The 17345-nt window shown below is 40.9% G+C and carries 17 protein-coding genes; 15 read left to right on the forward strand and 2 right to left on the reverse strand.

Going from position 1 to position 17345, the window contains the following annotated elements; all coding sequences use genetic code 11:
• Window positions 1-69: 69 nt before the first annotated feature.
• From C1E58_RS11555 to ndk, 8 genes are all read left to right on the forward strand, one after another.
• The gene (locus C1E58_RS11555; protein ID WP_105210431.1) at window positions 70-1464 is read left to right on the forward strand and encodes a glycosyltransferase; all 1395 of its coding nucleotides are present in this window, start codon (window positions 70-72) and stop codon (window positions 1462-1464) included.
• Window positions 1465-1591: 127 nt separating this feature from the next.
• A complete protein-coding gene (locus C1E58_RS11560) occupies window positions 1592-1870 on the forward strand; it encodes a hypothetical protein (RefSeq protein WP_105210432.1) in 279 nt (92 codons plus the stop codon).
• 12 nt (window positions 1871-1882) lie between these two features.
• Complete coding sequence (locus tag C1E58_RS11565) at window positions 1883-2185, forward strand: hypothetical protein (RefSeq protein ID WP_105210433.1); 303 nt, start codon at window positions 1883-1885, stop codon at window positions 2183-2185.
• A 52-nt stretch (window positions 2186-2237) separates the two neighbouring features.
• Entirely contained in the window at window positions 2238-3077 is an 840-nt protein-coding gene (locus tag C1E58_RS11570; RefSeq protein WP_105210434.1) for a thymidylate synthase, read from the forward strand.
• Between the two features lie 215 nt (window positions 3078-3292).
• Window positions 3293-3805: a dihydrofolate reductase gene (locus C1E58_RS11575; RefSeq protein WP_105210435.1), complete on the forward strand. Its 513-nt coding sequence runs from the start codon at window positions 3293-3295 to the stop codon at window positions 3803-3805.
• 197 nt (window positions 3806-4002) lie between these two features.
• On the forward strand, window positions 4003-5229 hold the full coding sequence (clpX, locus tag C1E58_RS11585; protein WP_105210436.1) for an ATP-dependent Clp protease ATP-binding subunit ClpX: 1227 nt from the start codon (window positions 4003-4005) through the stop codon (window positions 5227-5229).
• A gap of 60 nt (window positions 5230-5289) precedes the next feature.
• Window positions 5290-5877: a ribosome biogenesis GTP-binding protein YihA/YsxC gene (gene yihA, locus C1E58_RS11590; protein ID WP_105210437.1), complete on the forward strand. Its 588-nt coding sequence runs from the start codon at window positions 5290-5292 to the stop codon at window positions 5875-5877.
• Window positions 5878-5885: 8 nt separating this feature from the next.
• Window positions 5886-6299, forward strand: a complete 414-nt coding sequence (gene ndk, locus C1E58_RS11595; RefSeq protein WP_105210438.1) for a nucleoside-diphosphate kinase — start codon at window positions 5886-5888, stop codon at window positions 6297-6299.
• 336 nt (window positions 6300-6635) lie between these two features.
• Here the strand turns inward: ndk and C1E58_RS11600 are convergent, their stop codons facing one another.
• Entirely contained in the window at window positions 6636-7808 is a 1173-nt protein-coding gene (locus tag C1E58_RS11600; protein WP_105210439.1) for an IS110 family transposase, read from the reverse strand.
• A gap of 319 nt (window positions 7809-8127) precedes the next feature.
• Here C1E58_RS11600 and lepA point away from each other — a divergent pair, with 319 nt between their 5' ends.
• The gene (gene lepA / locus C1E58_RS11605) at window positions 8128-9960 is read left to right on the forward strand and encodes a translation elongation factor 4 (protein ID WP_105124578.1); all 1833 of its coding nucleotides are present in this window, start codon (window positions 8128-8130) and stop codon (window positions 9958-9960) included.
• Window positions 9961-10009: 49 nt separating this feature from the next.
• Here lepA and C1E58_RS11610 read toward each other — a convergent pair whose 3' ends face one another.
• Entirely contained in the window at window positions 10010-10192 is a 183-nt protein-coding gene (locus tag C1E58_RS11610; protein ID WP_002934978.1) for a 4-oxalocrotonate tautomerase, read from the reverse strand.
• A gap of 430 nt (window positions 10193-10622) precedes the next feature.
• Here C1E58_RS11610 and C1E58_RS11620 point away from each other — a divergent pair, with 430 nt between their 5' ends.
• From C1E58_RS11620 to C1E58_RS11645, 6 genes are all read left to right on the forward strand, one after another.
• The gene (locus C1E58_RS11620) at window positions 10623-12467 is read left to right on the forward strand and encodes an McrB family protein (RefSeq protein ID WP_105210440.1); all 1845 of its coding nucleotides are present in this window, start codon (window positions 10623-10625) and stop codon (window positions 12465-12467) included.
• Between the two features lie 5 nt (window positions 12468-12472).
• Window positions 12473-13726, forward strand: coding sequence for a 5-methylcytosine restriction system specificity protein McrC (locus tag C1E58_RS11625; RefSeq protein WP_105210441.1), 1254 nt, complete (start codon window positions 12473-12475; stop codon window positions 13724-13726).
• 99 nt (window positions 13727-13825) lie between these two features.
• Window positions 13826-14401 carry a thymidine kinase gene (locus C1E58_RS11630; protein WP_105210442.1) on the forward strand — a complete coding sequence of 192 codons (576 nt, stop codon included), beginning with the start codon at window positions 13826-13828 and terminating at the stop codon, window positions 14399-14401.
• A gap of 441 nt (window positions 14402-14842) precedes the next feature.
• Window positions 14843-15922 (forward strand): peptide chain release factor 1, encoded by a 1080-nt coding sequence (gene prfA, locus C1E58_RS11635; RefSeq protein WP_105210443.1) that lies wholly within the window; start codon window positions 14843-14845, stop codon window positions 15920-15922.
• Window positions 15922-16755, forward strand: a complete 834-nt coding sequence (prmC, locus tag C1E58_RS11640; RefSeq protein ID WP_105210444.1) for a peptide chain release factor N(5)-glutamine methyltransferase — start codon at window positions 15922-15924, stop codon at window positions 16753-16755. Before prfA ends, prmC begins: the two co-directional genes overlap by 1 nt.
• The gene (locus tag C1E58_RS11645; protein ID WP_193441747.1) at window positions 16742-17344 is read left to right on the forward strand and encodes an L-threonylcarbamoyladenylate synthase; all 603 of its coding nucleotides are present in this window, start codon (window positions 16742-16744) and stop codon (window positions 17342-17344) included. Before prmC ends, C1E58_RS11645 begins: the two co-directional genes overlap by 14 nt.
• Window position 17345: the final 1 nt, after the last annotated feature.

Raw genomic sequence — 17345 nt, forward strand, 5'->3', positions numbered from 1 at the left:
AAAGGATTTAGGATCTTGTTTTATCGCTAGATCCTTTTGATTATTCTTTTAAAGTAATAGGAGAAAAAGGTGACGGTTTATACATTACGCTACTGGCTAACGGATAAGTCCTTTGGCTACGAGACCTCTCAAGTATTTCGACAAAATGTTCTAAATGATTTAGGTATCGCAAATAAACTTCTTGTACCAAATCCTTATTCTGCTCCCTATTGGCGCGAACAAATGCGCCATATCGGTTTCAACCCTGACCAGGTTGTCATTCTGCCTCACCTTTATTCTGATATTGATGTTGAGATTTTCAACTATAGTCTCCAAGACTTTGAAGAAGATTTGCAGGCTAAAGGGATTTCATGGGAGAGTAAAAAAGAAATCGGCTCTAATGAGATAATCTATACAACAGATACTGGCTATTTCAATGTTAGCTTGACTTCCTCAAGGTTTGTTAGCATTATTATTGAACGTAGCCTTTCCTTGGTTCATATTGCCACAACTACTGTTCATGAACGACCGTTTTATATTAGTTATGCTGATGGCCGTTTTGAGTATCTGAATAGGTCGGGAGAAACGACCCTAAGGGGACTTATTGGTAAGAATATCTGTAATTATTATTGGAAAGATTGTCTCATTACTCCGGACGACCTCTTCCTTCATTACCTGATTAAGAACCTCAATCCTGACGAGGATATTGTTTTGAATGACCAGCTTCAAGCTGCTTCACAAAAAATAAAAGACTATTGTAAATCTGTAGGTGCTCGGTATAGAGATGTGCTACATTATAACCATGTAGAGGCTGTTAATAGCCGAGAAACCTACACAACTGTCCTGGATAGGGAAATATATGTAGCGAGTCCATACATCATTCCAAACTTAGCTGAAGAGGGAGTTACAGCTACATTTTTACCACCAACTGCGGTAAACATTACTCCAATACTTCCAATAGGCTTGTCTTCCAATAAGCTACTCCTTGTTGGAAACTTCAGTAAAGGCAAACGAATAGCCATGGCTGTAGAAGCTATGCGATTTCTACCAGAGTTAGAGCTTCACATTTACGGAGGTCTATTCGAAGAAATCCAAGCTTTTAAAGAAGAGAATGTTATCCCCGAAAATGTCATATTTAAGGGGTTTGTCCCAAGTGTAACTATCCAACGTAATCAATACCTAGGCTATCTTTCTTGTTCAAAAACAGAAATGTTTGCCAATGCCATGGTAGAGTGTCTTGGCCAAGGACTGATTCCTATCCTTTCCAGGGTTGATTATGGCCATAATCAAGTCTTAGAAGAATTAGGTATCTATCAACAATGTGGTTTTGATAGTGTAGAAGATCTTGTCAAGGTCTTGAAAAATCTAGCAAATTTACCTTTAGAAGATCGACAGGAATTGTCTAAGACGATTCTTGACTATGCTAACAAATTTAGCTATTCAGAGGCACGTAAGCAGTATAAGCTTGCTCTAGGTTATAACTAAGTTCATGAAAGCAGGGCATTTCCCCTGCTTTTTCGATTCCGCCGTCACAGTTTCTCTATATACATATATTGAAAAATATTGTATTTAGGCGTACAATGAAAGTGTAAAGAGAAAGGGGTGTCGGTTAATGAAACAAGTAAACATATCTAAACTGATCGATTATCTAACTCTCGTTGGTCTGTTGATTTTGCTATCTGCCTTTTTCCTTGATAACTGGATTCGGGACTGGTTTTTCCCGTCTAGCTGGGGAAACGTGGCGACCATGATGATTTTACCTTTGCTAGGGGCATTGATTCTCATGTTATCGATTTACTATAAAAAACTTTGGACAGGTATCATCAGTATTTTATTGATTATTTCCTTCCCCTTGATATTTGGACTGGGCTATGTTTTCTTTGGTCCCTAGAAGGAGTTTCTTATGAGTGTGACACTATTAAAACGGATAAATATAGTCTTGTACAGCATTGCAGCTTTTCTCATCGTCATGCTATTTTTACCAATAGGACAATGGTTTGATATTGTAAATGTGAATTTTAAACTAGCATTTTTTATCATCCCCTTTTTCGGTCTAGCTAGCTTACCAACGGCTATTTACACTAAAAATGTTCGTCAGATATTGTTGAGTGTTCTCTTGGTAGTCTTGTATTTTATACTGTTCAGCTTAGTAACTGCCCTAGCAGGTCTCTTTCACCTCAATCTCTACCCCTTGCTCTATAAATGACAACTCCAGTTCAAAACTGGAGTTTTTTGCTAGAATTTGCTATACTAAAACTATGACAAAAGCAGATAGTATTTTTAAAGAAAACATTCGTAAGATTATGGAAGAGGGCGTTTTTTCGGAAAATGCTCGCCCTCGTTACAAGGATGGAAATGTAGCTAATTCCAAGTACGTTACAGGCGCCTTTGCTGAGTATGACTTGGCCAAGGGCGAGTTTCCTATTACAACACTTCGACCTATTCCAATTAAGTCGGCCATCAAGGAAATTCTCTGGATTTACCAAGACCAGACCAATGATTTGTCGGTTTTACAGGAAAAATACGGTGTCCAGTATTGGAATGACTGGGAAGTAGATGGAACTGGCACAATTGGTGAACGTTACGGTGCTATTGTGAAAAAACATGACATCATTTCAAAAATCCTCAAGCAATTGGAGGAAAATCCCTGGAATCGCCGCAATGTGATTTCCCTCTGGGATTATGAAGCCTTTGACCAATCCGCAGGTCTCTTGCCATGTGCCTTTCAGACCATGTTTGACGTTCGGCGAGTGGATGGGGAGATGTATCTGGATGCAACTCTAACTCAGCGGTCAAATGATATGTTGGTAGCCCATCATATCAATGCGATGCAGTATGTAGCCCTTCAGATGATGATTGCCAAGCATTTTGGCTGGAAGGTAGGGAAGTTTTTCTATTTCATCAACAATCTTCACATCTACGACAATCAGTTTGAACAAGCTGAAGAATTGCTCCGACGTACCCCCTCGGAAGTCGAACCGCGTTTAGTCCTCAACGTCCCAGACGGCACCGATTTCTTTGATATTAAGGCAGAAGATTTTGAGTTGGTGGACTATGAGCCGGTTAAGCCGCAGCTAAAATTCGATTTAGCAATTTAACTGGATTAGCAGTGAAGAACTTCGTTCTTTAACCTCACCTCTTTATTTTTAGGCTCGTGCTGAAACTGGCTCCGAATTCGTGTTTTGCCAAGCTCACACAATTTTGGAGCCAGTTTCAGCATTATAAAAATTTGCGCTTGACCTACTTGGTAAGTGCATTTTTTATGAATTTTTGATAGAATGATAGGACGGAAAGTGAGAGAAAGTGAGAGAAAATGACAAAGAAAATTGTTGCAATTTGGGCTCAGGATGAAAATGGTTTGATTGGAAAGGGAGATAAACTACCTTGGTCTTTACCAGCTGATCAGGCTCATTTTAAGGAAACGACAAGTGGTCATGCCATGGTGATGGGACGTATAACCTTTGATGGCATGGGAAAACGTGCACTTCCAAATCGACATACCTTAGTATTGACCACCGATAAAAGCTATCAAGTGGAGAGTGACCGGGTCACAGTCCTACATGATGTTGAAGAAGTTCTGGACTGGTACCACCAACAAGAAGGAACCTTGTTTGTCCTTGGTGGTGGACAAATTTTTACTGCCTTTGCACCCTACATTGAAGAACTGATTGTAACAGATATTCAGGGGCAATTTGAAGGTGATAGTTTCTTCCCAGAAACTTTTCCAATGGAAGAATTCCAGCTACAAAGTGAACAGTTTCGTCCAAAAGATGAAGCCAACCCCGTTGATTTCATCATAAAAAACTATAAAAGAAGAGAGAAATAGGCATGGAGAGAAGTTTATTCGGTTTGTTCACAGCATTTCTATGTGGAATATGCGTTCTTTGTGCAATTCAAGCCTTTAAAAAGAAACGATTTGGTTTAGCGATATTATTTTTATTGAATGCTTTTACCAATTTAGTCAATAGTATCCATGCAGTTTATGGATTTTTGTTTAGATAAGTGATATGAAAGAGGAGATAGATGGCTGTTAAGCATAATCATGAATTGATTTATTGCTCATTTTGCGGGAAAAATCAAGAAGAAGTTAAAAAAATCATTGCGGGAAACAATGTCTTTATTTGTAATGAATGTGTGGAACTAGCACAGGAAATTATTCGTGAAGAACTAGCAGAAGAAGTATTGACAGACTTGGCGGATACACCAAAGCCACAGGAATTGCTCAATATTTTAAATCATTATGTCATTGGACAGGACCGTGCTAAGCGTGCCTTGGCAGTTGCTGTCTACAACCACTACAAACGGATCAATTTCCAAGATAGTCGTGATGAGAACGATGTTGATTTGCAAAAATCAAACATTCTCATGATTGGTCCAACAGGCTCTGGTAAGACATTTTTGGCTCAAACCTTGGCTAAAAGTCTGAATGTTCCATTTGCCATTGCGGACGCAACCGCTCTTACTGAAGCTGGTTATGTGGGTGAAGATGTCGAAAACATCCTTCTCAAACTCTTGCAGGCGGCGGATTTTAATATCGACCGCGCCGAACGAGGGATTATCTATGTGGATGAAATTGATAAAATTGCCAAAAAAGGTGAAAATGTGTCCATTACTCGCGACGTCTCAGGCGAAGGTGTTCAACAGGCTCTCTTAAAAATTATCGAGGGAACGGTTGCTAGTGTGCCACCACAAGGCGGACGCAAACATCCAAACCAAGAGATGATTCATGTCGATACCAAAAACATCCTCTTCATCGTAGGCGGTGCCTTTGATGGTATTGAAGAAATTGTTAAACAACGTCTCGGTGAGAAAATCATCGGTTTTGGTCAAAACAATCGTGCCATTGATGAAGAAGATTCTTACATGCAACATATTATCGCCGATGATATTCAAAAATTCGGTATTATTCCAGAGTTGATTGGTCGTTTGCCTGTGTTTGCAGCCTTGGATCAATTAACAACAGAAGACTTGGTGCGTATTTTGACAGAGCCTAAGAATGCGTTGGTTAAACAATACCAGACCCTCTTGTCTTACGATGATGTGGAATTAGAGTTTGATGAGGATGCCTTACTTGCCATTGCTGAAAAAGCTATCGAGCGAAAAACAGGGGCGCGTGGTCTTCGTTCCATTATCGAAGAAACTATGTTGGATGTTATGTTTGAAGTTCCAAGTCAAGATAATGTCAAACGTGTTCGAGTGACAAAAGATGCAGTTGATGGTAAGGAAAAACCTTTACTTGAAACAGCTTAAAGAAGTACAAGGAGGGGTGTGAGCTACGAGCTTTCTCCACTTATTTATGAAAGGTAAACAATGGAAATCAATACACATAATGCTGAAATTCTGCTAAGTGCAGTTTCAAAGGCCCAATATCCAGATGACGATATTCCTGAAATCGCGCTAGCTGGTCGGTCAAATGTTGGAAAATCTTCCTTTATCAATACCCTTTTGGGAAGAAAGAATTTAGCTCGTACTTCAGGTAAACCTGGTAAAACTCAGCAGTTAAACTTTTACAATATTGATGACAAGATCCGTTTTGTCGATGTGCCCGGTTATGGCTATGCCAAGGTTTCCAAGGCTGAGCGAGCAAAATGGGGCAAGATGATTGAGGAATATTTGACAAGTCGTGAAAATCTGCGCGTGGTTGTCAGTCTGGTGGATATGCGTCATGAACCATCAGCAGACGATGTTCAGATGTATGAATTTTTAAAATACTATGAGATCCCAGTCATCATTGTTGCCACAAAAGCAGATAAAATTCCTCGTGGCAAATGGAACAAGCATGAATCCATTATCAAAAAGAAATTGGATTTTGATAAAAATGATCAATTCGTTATCTTTTCATCTGAGACACGCCATGGTTATGACCAGGCTTGGGATGCTATTTTGAGTGAGATTTAGGAGTGAATATGGAACAAACCTTCTTTATCATTAAGCCAGATGCTGTTCAGCGGGGACTTGTTGGGCAAGTTCTCAGTAGAATAGAACGCCGTGGATTTGTTATTCGTGATTTGAAAATGCTGACGGCGACAGAGGACTTAGTCGCGCAACATTATGAGCATTTAACAGACAAGCCTTTCTTTCCGCTTTTGGTGCAATACATGACAAGTGGTCCTGTCATCGCTGGAATTTTGGAAGGACCTGAAGTTGTCAAGTCCTGGCGTGATATGATGGGGGCAACTAATCCAGCCAATGCCTTACCAGGAACCATTCGTGGAGATTTTGCGACAGCCCCGGTTGATGGTATTGTGGCCAATGTTGTTCATGGCTCAGACAGTCTGGAAGCAGCCCAACGAGAAATCGCTTTATGGCTGGGGAAATAGCAGAGCAGTTCAACCACAGCAATCCTACTCAAAGTTTATGTCAACATCTCAGCGCAGTGGTTGATTGGCAGATTTGTTCGTGTTTCACACTCCAAATCTGTCCTCTATGGCTGATGCGAACAAAGTTCGCTCCATTTCCAACCTCCAACTATCTCCCAGATAGTTGGAGCTGTGCGGGGGTGGGAGTAAAATAGTCCAGTGGACTATTTTAGCCCGAACCTACATGTTTGGAAGTGAGGGGAACTCTTCTAAGAATGTAGGAGTTCTTATACGAAAACTCAAAAGAATGCAAAAACTCTCTCCCTATGATATAATCAAAGCGAAAAATTTTTTATGTTAGGCTACTAGCTCGTCCCTAGTAGTCTTTTTCTGTGCTAAAAATTCAGGATACGTTATCTGCTCTTGTAAGAGGATATAAGCTATTTTTAATAATTGATGTGCGAGTGCAATTGTTGCTTTTTGTGAACCACGCCGACTTTGAATCTGATAAAATCGGTCTGCTAGAGGACTTCCTTTTTGTTTTTTGACAGCGAAAGCGGCTTGGCATAAACATTTCTTCAAATAAGAATTTCCGTGTCGAATCTTGGTGCTTCGTTTTTTACCAGCACTCTCATTATTACCTGGACAAAGTCCAGCCCAAGAAGCTAAATGTCCAGCAGTGGGAAACTGACTCATGTCAACACCAATCTCAGAAATGATAACAGAAGCTGTAATGACATCAATGCCTGGGATGGAATCCAATATTTCTACATGGCTTTCATATTGTGATAGATAGACATTCATTCGCTCTTCCAACAACCCAATCTGCTTCTGATAAAAATCATAAATCTCCAATGACTGCTTTAACATAAAGCGGTGATGGTCAGAAAAATAGCCATCCAAGGCTTCCATAAGCTGCGGTACTTTCTTCTTCAAGCTGGTATAAACGGATTGATGGACAATGCGAGGTGTCATAGGCGTCCCATCAACCAGTAGCTGAAGGAGATTGCGACCAGATAGTCCCATTATATCTTCGATATAGGTTGTTAGCTTGATACCACCTGATTGAAGAATTTTATGGATACGGTTTGTTTCTCGATTGCGACTTTCCACATAATGTTTTCGTTGTCTGGTCAACTCCCTCAATTCTTGAATGGTTTCATCGGGAACGAAACTCCGAGGAAGCAGACCAATTCGTGTTAATTTGGCAATCCAGTGAGCATCCTTCTTGTCGGTTTTCTGACCTGGAATAGCCTTCATGTGGGCTGGTTGAGCGAGTATCAACTTGAAGTCATCACATAGAGCATGCCAGACAGGTCGCCAATAAACACCTGTACTTTCCATACCAACAGCTTCCACATGAAATTGACTGAGAAAATCGTGGCAAGCACGTAGGCCTTTAGTCGTTGTATCAAACGTAGCCATCTCACGCTTTGGACGAGTTGAGGTGAGTGGTCCGTGTAGGATACAGACAACGATATTGGCTTGATGGACATCAATACCTGCACAAGATTGATAGAGAACATCCATGACAATTCCCTCCTTCTAAAAATTAGAGAGCTTATCTACCGAATTTTAGTCGTATTTTTATACTCATGCCTATCGCATATTCTGGGGTGCTCGTCAGTAGAGTGGGTTAGTTTTTCCCGCGATGACTAATATCATTAACTCGTCAACCACAAAGCCCTCACTAAGATTATACACCTAGTGAGGGCCTTATGTTCGTTTTCATTATTCTGTGGGTGAGGACGGAGCCATCATGGATGTCTTTCCCACTCCCGTTTTTCTTATGGCAAGTTCTTGGTATTTCTGATATAATAAAGAGTAATACTCTTGTAGAGGAAGAAACATGAACTTAGAAGATTTGAAAAAACGACAGGAGAAGATTCGGAACTTCTCTATTATTGCCCATATTGACCATGGAAAATCAACCTTGGCTGACCGTATTCTTGAGAAGACAGAAACAGTTTCTAGTCGCGAAATGCAGGCTCAGTTGCTTGATAGCATGGACTTGGAACGTGAGCGTGGAATCACTATTAAGTTAAATGCTGTTCAGCTCAATTACAAGGCCAAAGATGGCGAAACTTACATTTTCCACTTGATTGACACGCCTGGACACGTGGACTTTACCTATGAAGTTTCACGTTCATTGGCTGCCTGTGAAGGTGCGATTTTGGTGGTGGACGCAGCTCAAGGGATTGAAGCACAGACCTTGGCTAACGTTTATCTAGCGTTGGACAATGATTTGGAAATCTTGCCAATCATCAACAAGATTGACCTGCCAGCAGCAGATCCTGAACGTGTTCGTCAGGAAATCGAAGATGTGATTGGTTTGGATGCCTCAGAAGCAGTGCCGACATCAGCCAAGGCTGGTATTGGTATCGAGGAAATCTTGGAGCAAATCGTGGAGAAGGTTCCAGCACCGACTGGTGATGTGGCTGCTCCGCTACAAGCCTTGATTTTTGACTCTGTCTATGACCCTTATCGTGGAGTTATCCTGCAAGTTCGTATCGTCAACGGTGTGGTAAAACCTGGCGATACCATTCAGATGATGAGCAATGGTAAGACTTTTGATGTGACGGAAGTCGGTATCTTCACACCAAAAGCAATCGGTCGTGATTACTTGGCGACTGGTGATGTAGGTTACATCGCAGCCTCCATCAAGACAGTTGCAGATACCCGCGTCGGTGATACAGTGACCTTGGCTGAAAATCCTGCTAGCGAGCCACTTGCAGGCTACAAGCAGATGAACCCAATGGTCTTTGCAGGTATCTATCCAATCGATTCCAACAAGTACAATGATCTCCGTGAAGCTTTGGAAAAGCTCCAGCTCAACGATGCTAGCTTGCAGTTTGAGCCAGAAACGTCACAAGCACTCGGATTTGGTTTCCGTTGTGGCTTCTTGGGTCTCTTGCACATGGATGTTATCCAAGAACGGATTGAGCGTGAGTTTAACATTGACCTCATCATGACAGCTCCGTCGGTAGTCTACCATGTCAACATGACGGACGGTGAAATGATTGATGTAGCCAACCCGTCCGAATTCCCAGACCCAACCAAGATTGCCACTATCGAAGAACCTTACGTTAAGGCACAAATCATGGTACCGCAGGAATACGTCGGTGCGGTCATGGAATTGGCCCAACGCAAACGTGGTGACTTTGTAACTATGGATTATATCGATGATAACCGTGTCAATGTTATCTACCAAATTCCACTTGCGGAGATTGTCTTTGACTTCTTTGACAAGCTTAAGTCATCCACTCGTGGTTATGCCAGCTTTGACTATGAGATTTCGGAATACCGTTCATCCAAGTTGGTGAAAATGGATATTCTCCTCAATGGCGATAAGGTCGATGCTCTCAGCTTTATCGTCCACAAGGAATTTGCTTATGAACGTGGGAAAATCATCGTGGACAAACTCAAGAAAATCATCCCTCGTCAACAGTTTGAAGTACCAATCCAGGCAGCAATCGGTCAGAAAATCGTGGCCCGTAGCGATATTAAGGCCCTTCGCAAAAACGTTTTGGCCAAGTGTTATGGTGGTGACGTTTCCCGTAAACGCAAACTCTTGGAAAAACAAAAAGCTGGTAAGAAACGGATGAAGGCAATCGGTTCCGTAGAAGTACCACAAGAAGCCTTCCTCAGTGTTCTCAGCATGGATGAAGACGATAAGAAATAATCTTGATACAAAGAAACACTCCTGCATTTTGTTGCAAGAGTGTTTTCTCTTATTTGCGTTTCATTTCGCCTTGTGGGTAGTAGGTTCCTTCAGGCATGTCGTTGATAAAGACATGAATCGCTTCTTTTGGTGCGTTTGTATTTCGAGATACAACCTCTGTTACTTCACGCGCAAGGGCAATCTTTTGTTCCTCCGTGCGTCCTTCAAACAAATCAATACGTACAAATGGCATATCGTTTCTCCTTTAGTTTTCTAGTTTCAGTATAGCATATTTCTTACCTGTTTTCTATAAGTAAAACATTGACAACGCTTACAGTTTTTGCTATTCTATACTTATACAGGAGGTAATGGCTTATGAACTATTTTTATCGTATGATTTTATCGTTCCTACTCGCTGTATTATTTTTGTATCTAGTAGCAACTGTTTTTGCCAAGAGTATATGGGAAGGACCTTTATTGATTACCTTTTCTTTCCTCAGCTTAATCTATGGATGTGTTATGCTCTACAAGTGGAAACCAAAGGTAGCTAAAATCATTTTTGAGTGTGTCGGAAATTTCTTATCATTCCCTTGGTCTTAATATCAAACAAGCTCAAAACGGGCTTGTTTTTCTTGTTCTCACTCATATAAATAGAGTATAATAGAATAACATAGGAGGTTTGTATGTCAAAAATAAGTCTAGATTACTTTTCTGAGTGGTATCTTGCTAATCGGTCTGATTTATTAGAAAAGGCAAGATTGTGGCAAGAGAATAACCAAAAATTAGCAAATGAGTTCTTGAAGACTTGGCCCTTGGAACGTTTAAAGAATATGTCTTTGGATGACTATGTTACTGGAAAAGGCTCTGAAAATAAGTCGCTTTGCTATGAATTGGAACATGGGAAATATCGCGATTTGTATTTAGGAATCCGTGGTGGTAGCGCAGGAAAATTTGGGATTTATTGGAGCAAGGAACTGGCTTCCTATTGCAATCAGAATAATAAACCGTTAGCTCCTGAAGAACTGGATACAGCTTTTTCTCGTCTGAAACATGATTTGTTTGCGATTATTCAGAGAGGGATAGCTTTAGAATTTGATCATGACGAATTCAATGTAAATTCTTTCTTTAGTCGTTCTGCAATGGTTACAAAATTACTCTGTATTTATAGTCAACAACAGGTATTTACAGGTATTAATCTTCAAAGTAGCCAAGAGTTATGGGGAAAATTGGTTCCGCTGGAGAAATTAGGCGGAGTTTATAAACAGAATTATCAGTTAGTGAAAACTCTTACGGAACGCCATCTAGAATTGAATGCCGATTTGCTTAGTTCTATTTTGTGGGAGTTTCGCAATGAGGTGGTGTCTTCAGACAAAATAGTGGAGGAAGAAGATATGTTTTTGAGTAATCAGTATAGCCCGACCTTGTTAGAGGCAAAGAATGTGATTTTTCGTGGTGCCCCAGGGACTGGCAAAACCTATCTTGCCCAGCAAATTGCTGCTGATATCATCAGTGGAGGACGTGTTCGAGATATAGAGAAACTTACTGTTGAAGAACAAGAACGTCTTGGTTTTGTTCAATTTCATCCAAGCTATGATTACACAGACTTTGTTGAGGGGCTTAGACCTGTAAATGTAGGAACTAGTCTTGGTTTTGAGCTGCGAGATGGGATTTTTAAGACTTTCTGTGAGAAAGCTAAAGCTAGTCAAGCATCGGATGTAGATATGGACTCAATTTGGCAGGATTTTCTTCAGTCCATCGGAACTGATGTTATAGAGCTCAAGAATTTTCATTTTAAAGTCAATAGCCGTCATAATATCACCTACATCGTCCCAGGTGGTACTAAAGCAAGCCTGACCTTAGAAAATGTTCGAGAATATTTGGAAACTGGGAAGTGGGGAGAGGAGAACTACCATTCAACTTATAAAACTCCAATTTTCGAAAGCTATATTCTACCAAGGATAAAGGAAAGTCAGCAATCCAGTACAAACAAACCCTATGTATTTATTATAGATGAAATAAATCGGGGAGAAATGAGTAAAATCTTTGGTGAACTTTTCTTCTCGCTAGATCCAAGTTACCGAGGACCAAAAGGAGCGGTTTTTACCCAGTATGCAAATTTACATAAGAATCCAACTGAAAAGTTTTATATTCCTGAAAATGTCTACATCATTGGAACCATGAACGATATTGATCGATCAGTGGATACATTTGACTTTGCAATGCGAAGAAGATTTACCTTTATCGAAATCACTGCTGAACAATCCGCTGAAAATATGGCCTTGTCTCAGGATGTCAAAGAGCAGATGACACGCTTGAATCAGGCCATTATGACCATTTGTGGTTTGTCCGCAGATTATCAGATCGGAGCTAGTTACTTCAAAGATTCTTCTAAGCCAGAGCTAACTATAAATGAAGCTCCGCTATGGACCAATAAACTCCAACCGCTATTGAAAGACTATTTCCGTGGAGACCCGCGTTCTGCTGAAAAATTGGAGCAAGTACAATCAATCTATTTTGGCGGGGAGTAGGGCTGATGGTTCACTATCTTGTCACTGACAACACAAAAATCAGCCCCAATGTGCTTGTAGAAAAATTAAGTAATCGAACCTTAAAGCAGTTAGCTGGGGAAGATTTCCTACTTTTTCCGCCAAATATAAACCAATCTTCAGATTTGAGAGCAGAACAATCTATCTTTGAATTGAGAAATGGACAGTGGTGGACCAGCAATCTGGCCGGCATTCTTGCTGGTCAAGGGGAGAGTATGACGATTCGGTCAAGGTTTAGTCTTGACGATGGAGATGATTTCTTTCTACAATACATGTTGGAAACTGTCCTACATTACAACGTTACTAAGCATCAATTAAATAGTCAGCGAAATCAATCTTTCTATGACTTGCTTGTCTTTCTGTTTCCTTATTATTTGAACCAGGCTATGTCAAAAGGGATTTATAAAGAATATGTTAGAAATAATTACAACGATAGTCATCTTAGAGGACGGATAGACATTTCACGGCATATCCGACAAAATGCTCTTTTTACAGGTCGCATTGCCTATCAAACCAGAGAGTTTTCGTTTGACAATCCTGTAAACCAGCTTATTCGACATACCATTGAAAAAATTTGTCATCACCATGCCTTTATCCTAGACATTGAACCAACCATTCGAGAACATGTCCAGGTTATACGACAACTAACACCTTCGTATTCTTTAATGGATAGAGAAACTGTGTTGCTGAAAAACATCAATTCTCCGCTTAGACATGGCTATTTTGAAGAATATGGTCAATTACAAGATCTTTGTATCCGTATTTTGCAGGAAGAAAAGATTCATTTTGGCAATCAAGACCAACATATCAACGGATTTCTCATTGATATTGCGTGGCTTTGGGAGGAATACATTGGAAAAGTTACAAATTGGGAGCACTATGGTCGTGGTTCCAATTTAAAAACGCTCCATTTGTTTAAAAATCCAGTACATTCGCCCCGTTACCCTGATTTTGTTTATAAAAGTATCCCCATTGATACCAAATATAAACGATTTTTGGATAGTCGTAATGACTACAATCAGTTAACGGCTTATGTACATATTTTACAAGCTAAACAAGGCGGTTTTATCCAGCCAAGTACTGAAAAATCTGGTTTGGAAGAAATTGGAGAACTGTCTGGATTGGGCGGAAAGCTATTTAGCTATTACTTCCAAATTCCTCAAGCCTACACTGGATATGATGATTTTTGTCAGCACATGAAAAATGAAGAAAAACGGATGCTGGAAAAAATCAACTTTTAAACGTGCAAACAAGCTCAAAACGGGCTTGTTTTTCTATTTCCTAAATGGTCAAATTATGATAGAATGGAGGGAGTGAAAATTTAGATTGGAAAGTGAAAAGTGGCTCAATTATACTATAAATATGGGACGATGAATTCTGGTAAAACCATTGAAATTCTTAAAGTAGCCCATAACTATGAAGAGCAAGGTAAGCCTGTTGTCATTATGACTTCTGCCTTGGACACCCGTGATGCCTTTGGCGTTGTTTCCAGCCGTATCGGTATGAGAAGAGAGGCTGTGGCCATTGACGACGAAATGGACATCTTTGGTTATATTCAGAAAATTCAACCCCGTCCTTATTGTGTTTTGATTGATGAAGCCCAATTCCTCCGCCGTCATCATGTTTATGACTTGGCGCGAGTAGTGGATGAATTGGATGTTCCAGTTATGGCCTTTGGCTTGAAAAATGATTTCCGTAACGAATTATTCGAAGGCTCCAAACACTTGTTGCTTTTGGCTGATAAGCTGGATGAAATTAAAACTATCTGCCAATATTGTTCCAAAAAGGCGACCATGGTGTTGCGAACACAGGATGGTAAGCCGACTTATGAAGGAGCACAAATTCAAATCGGTGGAAATGAAACCTACATTCCAGTTTGCCGTAAACATTACTTTTCGCCTGAGATTGAACTGTAAAACAAGGTTCTAAATCGAAGAATGAAGGCACGATTTTTGAAAAACTGAAAATAGGCTAGGAACTGTGCCTGTTTTCATGGATTGCATATTATATAAAGGAAATGAACACGTCCTACAAGCTAACTGGAAGTGTGTTCGGTCAAATATTTAGAAAGGAATTGAATACGGGCTACGAGCTGTGCCTGTCTCATGACCTACATATTACAGAAAGGAAATGAACACGCCCTACAAGCTAACAAGAAGTGTGTTCGGTCAAATATTTAGAAAGGAATTGAATTCGGGCTACGAACTGTGCCTGTTTCATGACCTACATATTACAGAAAGGAACTGAACACGCCCTACAAGCTGTGTCAAAAAGATAATTTCTCCAAGTGTTTGTAACACTTGGTCAAAATTCCTATTTTGACTGTGCTTGCTTAACGGGCTTTGTATCTTAATTTTATGAACATCTATGATCAATTACAGGCGGTGGAAGATCGCTACGAGGAACTTGGTGAATTGTTGTCCGACCCAGATGTAATCAGCGATACCAAGCGTTTTATGGAGTTGTCTAAGGAAGAAGCGGCAACTCGTGACACGGTTACAGCCTACCGTGAATATAAGAATGTTCTTCAAAACATTGTCGATGCAGAAGAGATGATTAAAGAATCTTCTGGTGATGCTGACTTGGAGGAAATGGCTAAGGAAGAACTCAAACAAGCTAAGGCTGATAAAGAGGCTTACGAAGAAAAGCTGAAAATCCTTCTTTTACCAAAAGACCCTAACGATGACAAAAACATCATCTTGGAAATCCGTGGTGCCGCAGGTGGTGATGAAGCTGCTCTCTTTGCAGGCGACCTCTTGACCATGTACCAAAAGTATGCAGAAGGTCAAGGCTGGCGTTTTGAAGTCATGGAGGCTTCTTATAATGGTGTCGGCGGTATCAAGGAAGTGGTTGCCATGGTCTCTGGTCAATCCGTTTATTCAAAACTCAAGTATGAATCAGGAGCTCACCGTGTCCAACGTGTCCCTGTGACAGAAAGCCAAGGTCGTGTCCACACCTCAACAGCAACTGTCCTCATCATGCCAGAAGTTGAAGAAGTGGAATATGATATCGATCCAAAAGATCTTCGTGTCGATATTTACCACGCATCTGGTGCTGGTGGACAGAACGTCAACAAGGTTGCGACTGCCGTGCGTATCGTTCACTTGCCAACCAACATCAAGGTAGAGATGCAGGAAGAACGGACCCAGCAGAAAAACCGTGAAAAGGCCATGAAGATCATCCGTGCCCGGGTTGCGGACCACTTTGCACAGATTGCCCAAGATGAGCAAGACGCAGAGCGTAAATCAACCATTGGTACAGGTGACCGTTCAGAGCGTATCCGTACCTACAACTTCCCACAAAACCGTGTGACAGACCACCGTATCGGCTTGACCTTGCAAAAGCTGGATACTATCTTGTCAGGTAAGATGGACGAAGTCGTAGATGCTCTTGTGCTTTACGATCAGACGCAAAAACTAGAAGAGCTTAACAAATAATGAATTACGCTCAATTATTTGCAGCATACGAAGAACAATTAGTCGCAATCGGTGAAGAGGCAGAATCCCTGTCCTTCACCTTTCGTGGCTTAAAGGGACTGAACTTTACGGAATTTCTTCTCCTCCTCCGTCAGGAAGTCACACCGACCGACAAAGAAGAAATTGATGCGATTTTTCAGCAACTTTCCCAGCACCGACCTGCCCAATACATTATCGGAAAAGCTGATTTTCATGGCTTGGAGTTCAAGGTGGACAATCGGGTTTTAATTCCAAGACCTGAAACGGAAGAATTAGTCGATTTGATTTTACAGGAAAATAGCAGAGCAGGTTTACGTATCTTAGACATCGGTACAGGAAGCGGTGCTATTGCCATTTCCCTTGCAAAAGCTAGACCGGATTGGGAAGTTGTAGCAGTTGATATTTCAGAGGATGCCTTAGAAGTGGCTCAGGAAAATGCAAGAAATAATCACGTCTCTGTCCAATTTCTAAAATCGGATGTCTTGCATGCTGTGACAGGTCATTTTGACATCATTGTTTCCAATCCGCCCTACATCTCACCAGATGACACAGATGAAGTTGGGCTTAATGTATTGACTTCTGAGCCCCACCTAGCCTTATTTGCGGAAGAAGATGGCATGGCTATCTATAGACAAATTGCGGAGCAAGCAGGCGCTTTTTTGAAAGAGGATGGAAAACTCTACTTTGAAATTGGCTACAAGCAAGGACAAGCCTTGACTGACTTACTGGCTCTGCATTGTCCCAAAAAACGTATTCGCATTTTAAAAGACCAATTCGGTCAGGATAGAAAGGTCGTAGCGGATGACAATGGATAAACTCCGAACAATCCTCGAGAATGGAGGAGCAGTGGTTTTGCCGACTGAGACCGTCTATGGGCTTTTTGCCCAAGCCTTGAATGAAAATGCAGTCAACCGTGTCTATCAGTTGAAACAGCGCCCTAGGGACAAGGCCATGAACTTAAATGTCTCAAATCTGAACGATATTTATTTTTTCAGTCAAAATCCCCCTCATTATCTAGAAAAACTGTATAATAGATTTATGCCAGGACCGCTAACGATTATCCTGAAAGCGAACGCCAATGTTCCTTTTTGGGTTAATTCTGGCCTGGATACTGTTGGATTTCGTCTACCAAAACACGAAAAAACCCTTCGTTTGATTGCGGAAACGGGTCCCTTAATCGGACCATCAGCTAATGTTTCCGGACAAGAAAGTGGTAAAGAGTTTACCAAAGTCCTATCACAATTCTCTGAAAAATTGGAAGGGATAGCCGATGACGAGGCCTTGGCTGGAATTGATTCAACCATCTTAGATCTTTCAGGACCAAAAGCTAGAATTCTCCGACAAGGCAGTATCAGCCGGGAAGAGATCCAAGCTGCTGCCCCTGAAATAGAATTTGAGGATTAAG

The sequence above is a fragment of the Streptococcus suis genome (genome assembly GCF_002964575.1).
Taxonomy (GTDB): Bacteria; Bacillota; Bacilli; order Lactobacillales; family Streptococcaceae; genus Streptococcus; species Streptococcus suis_R.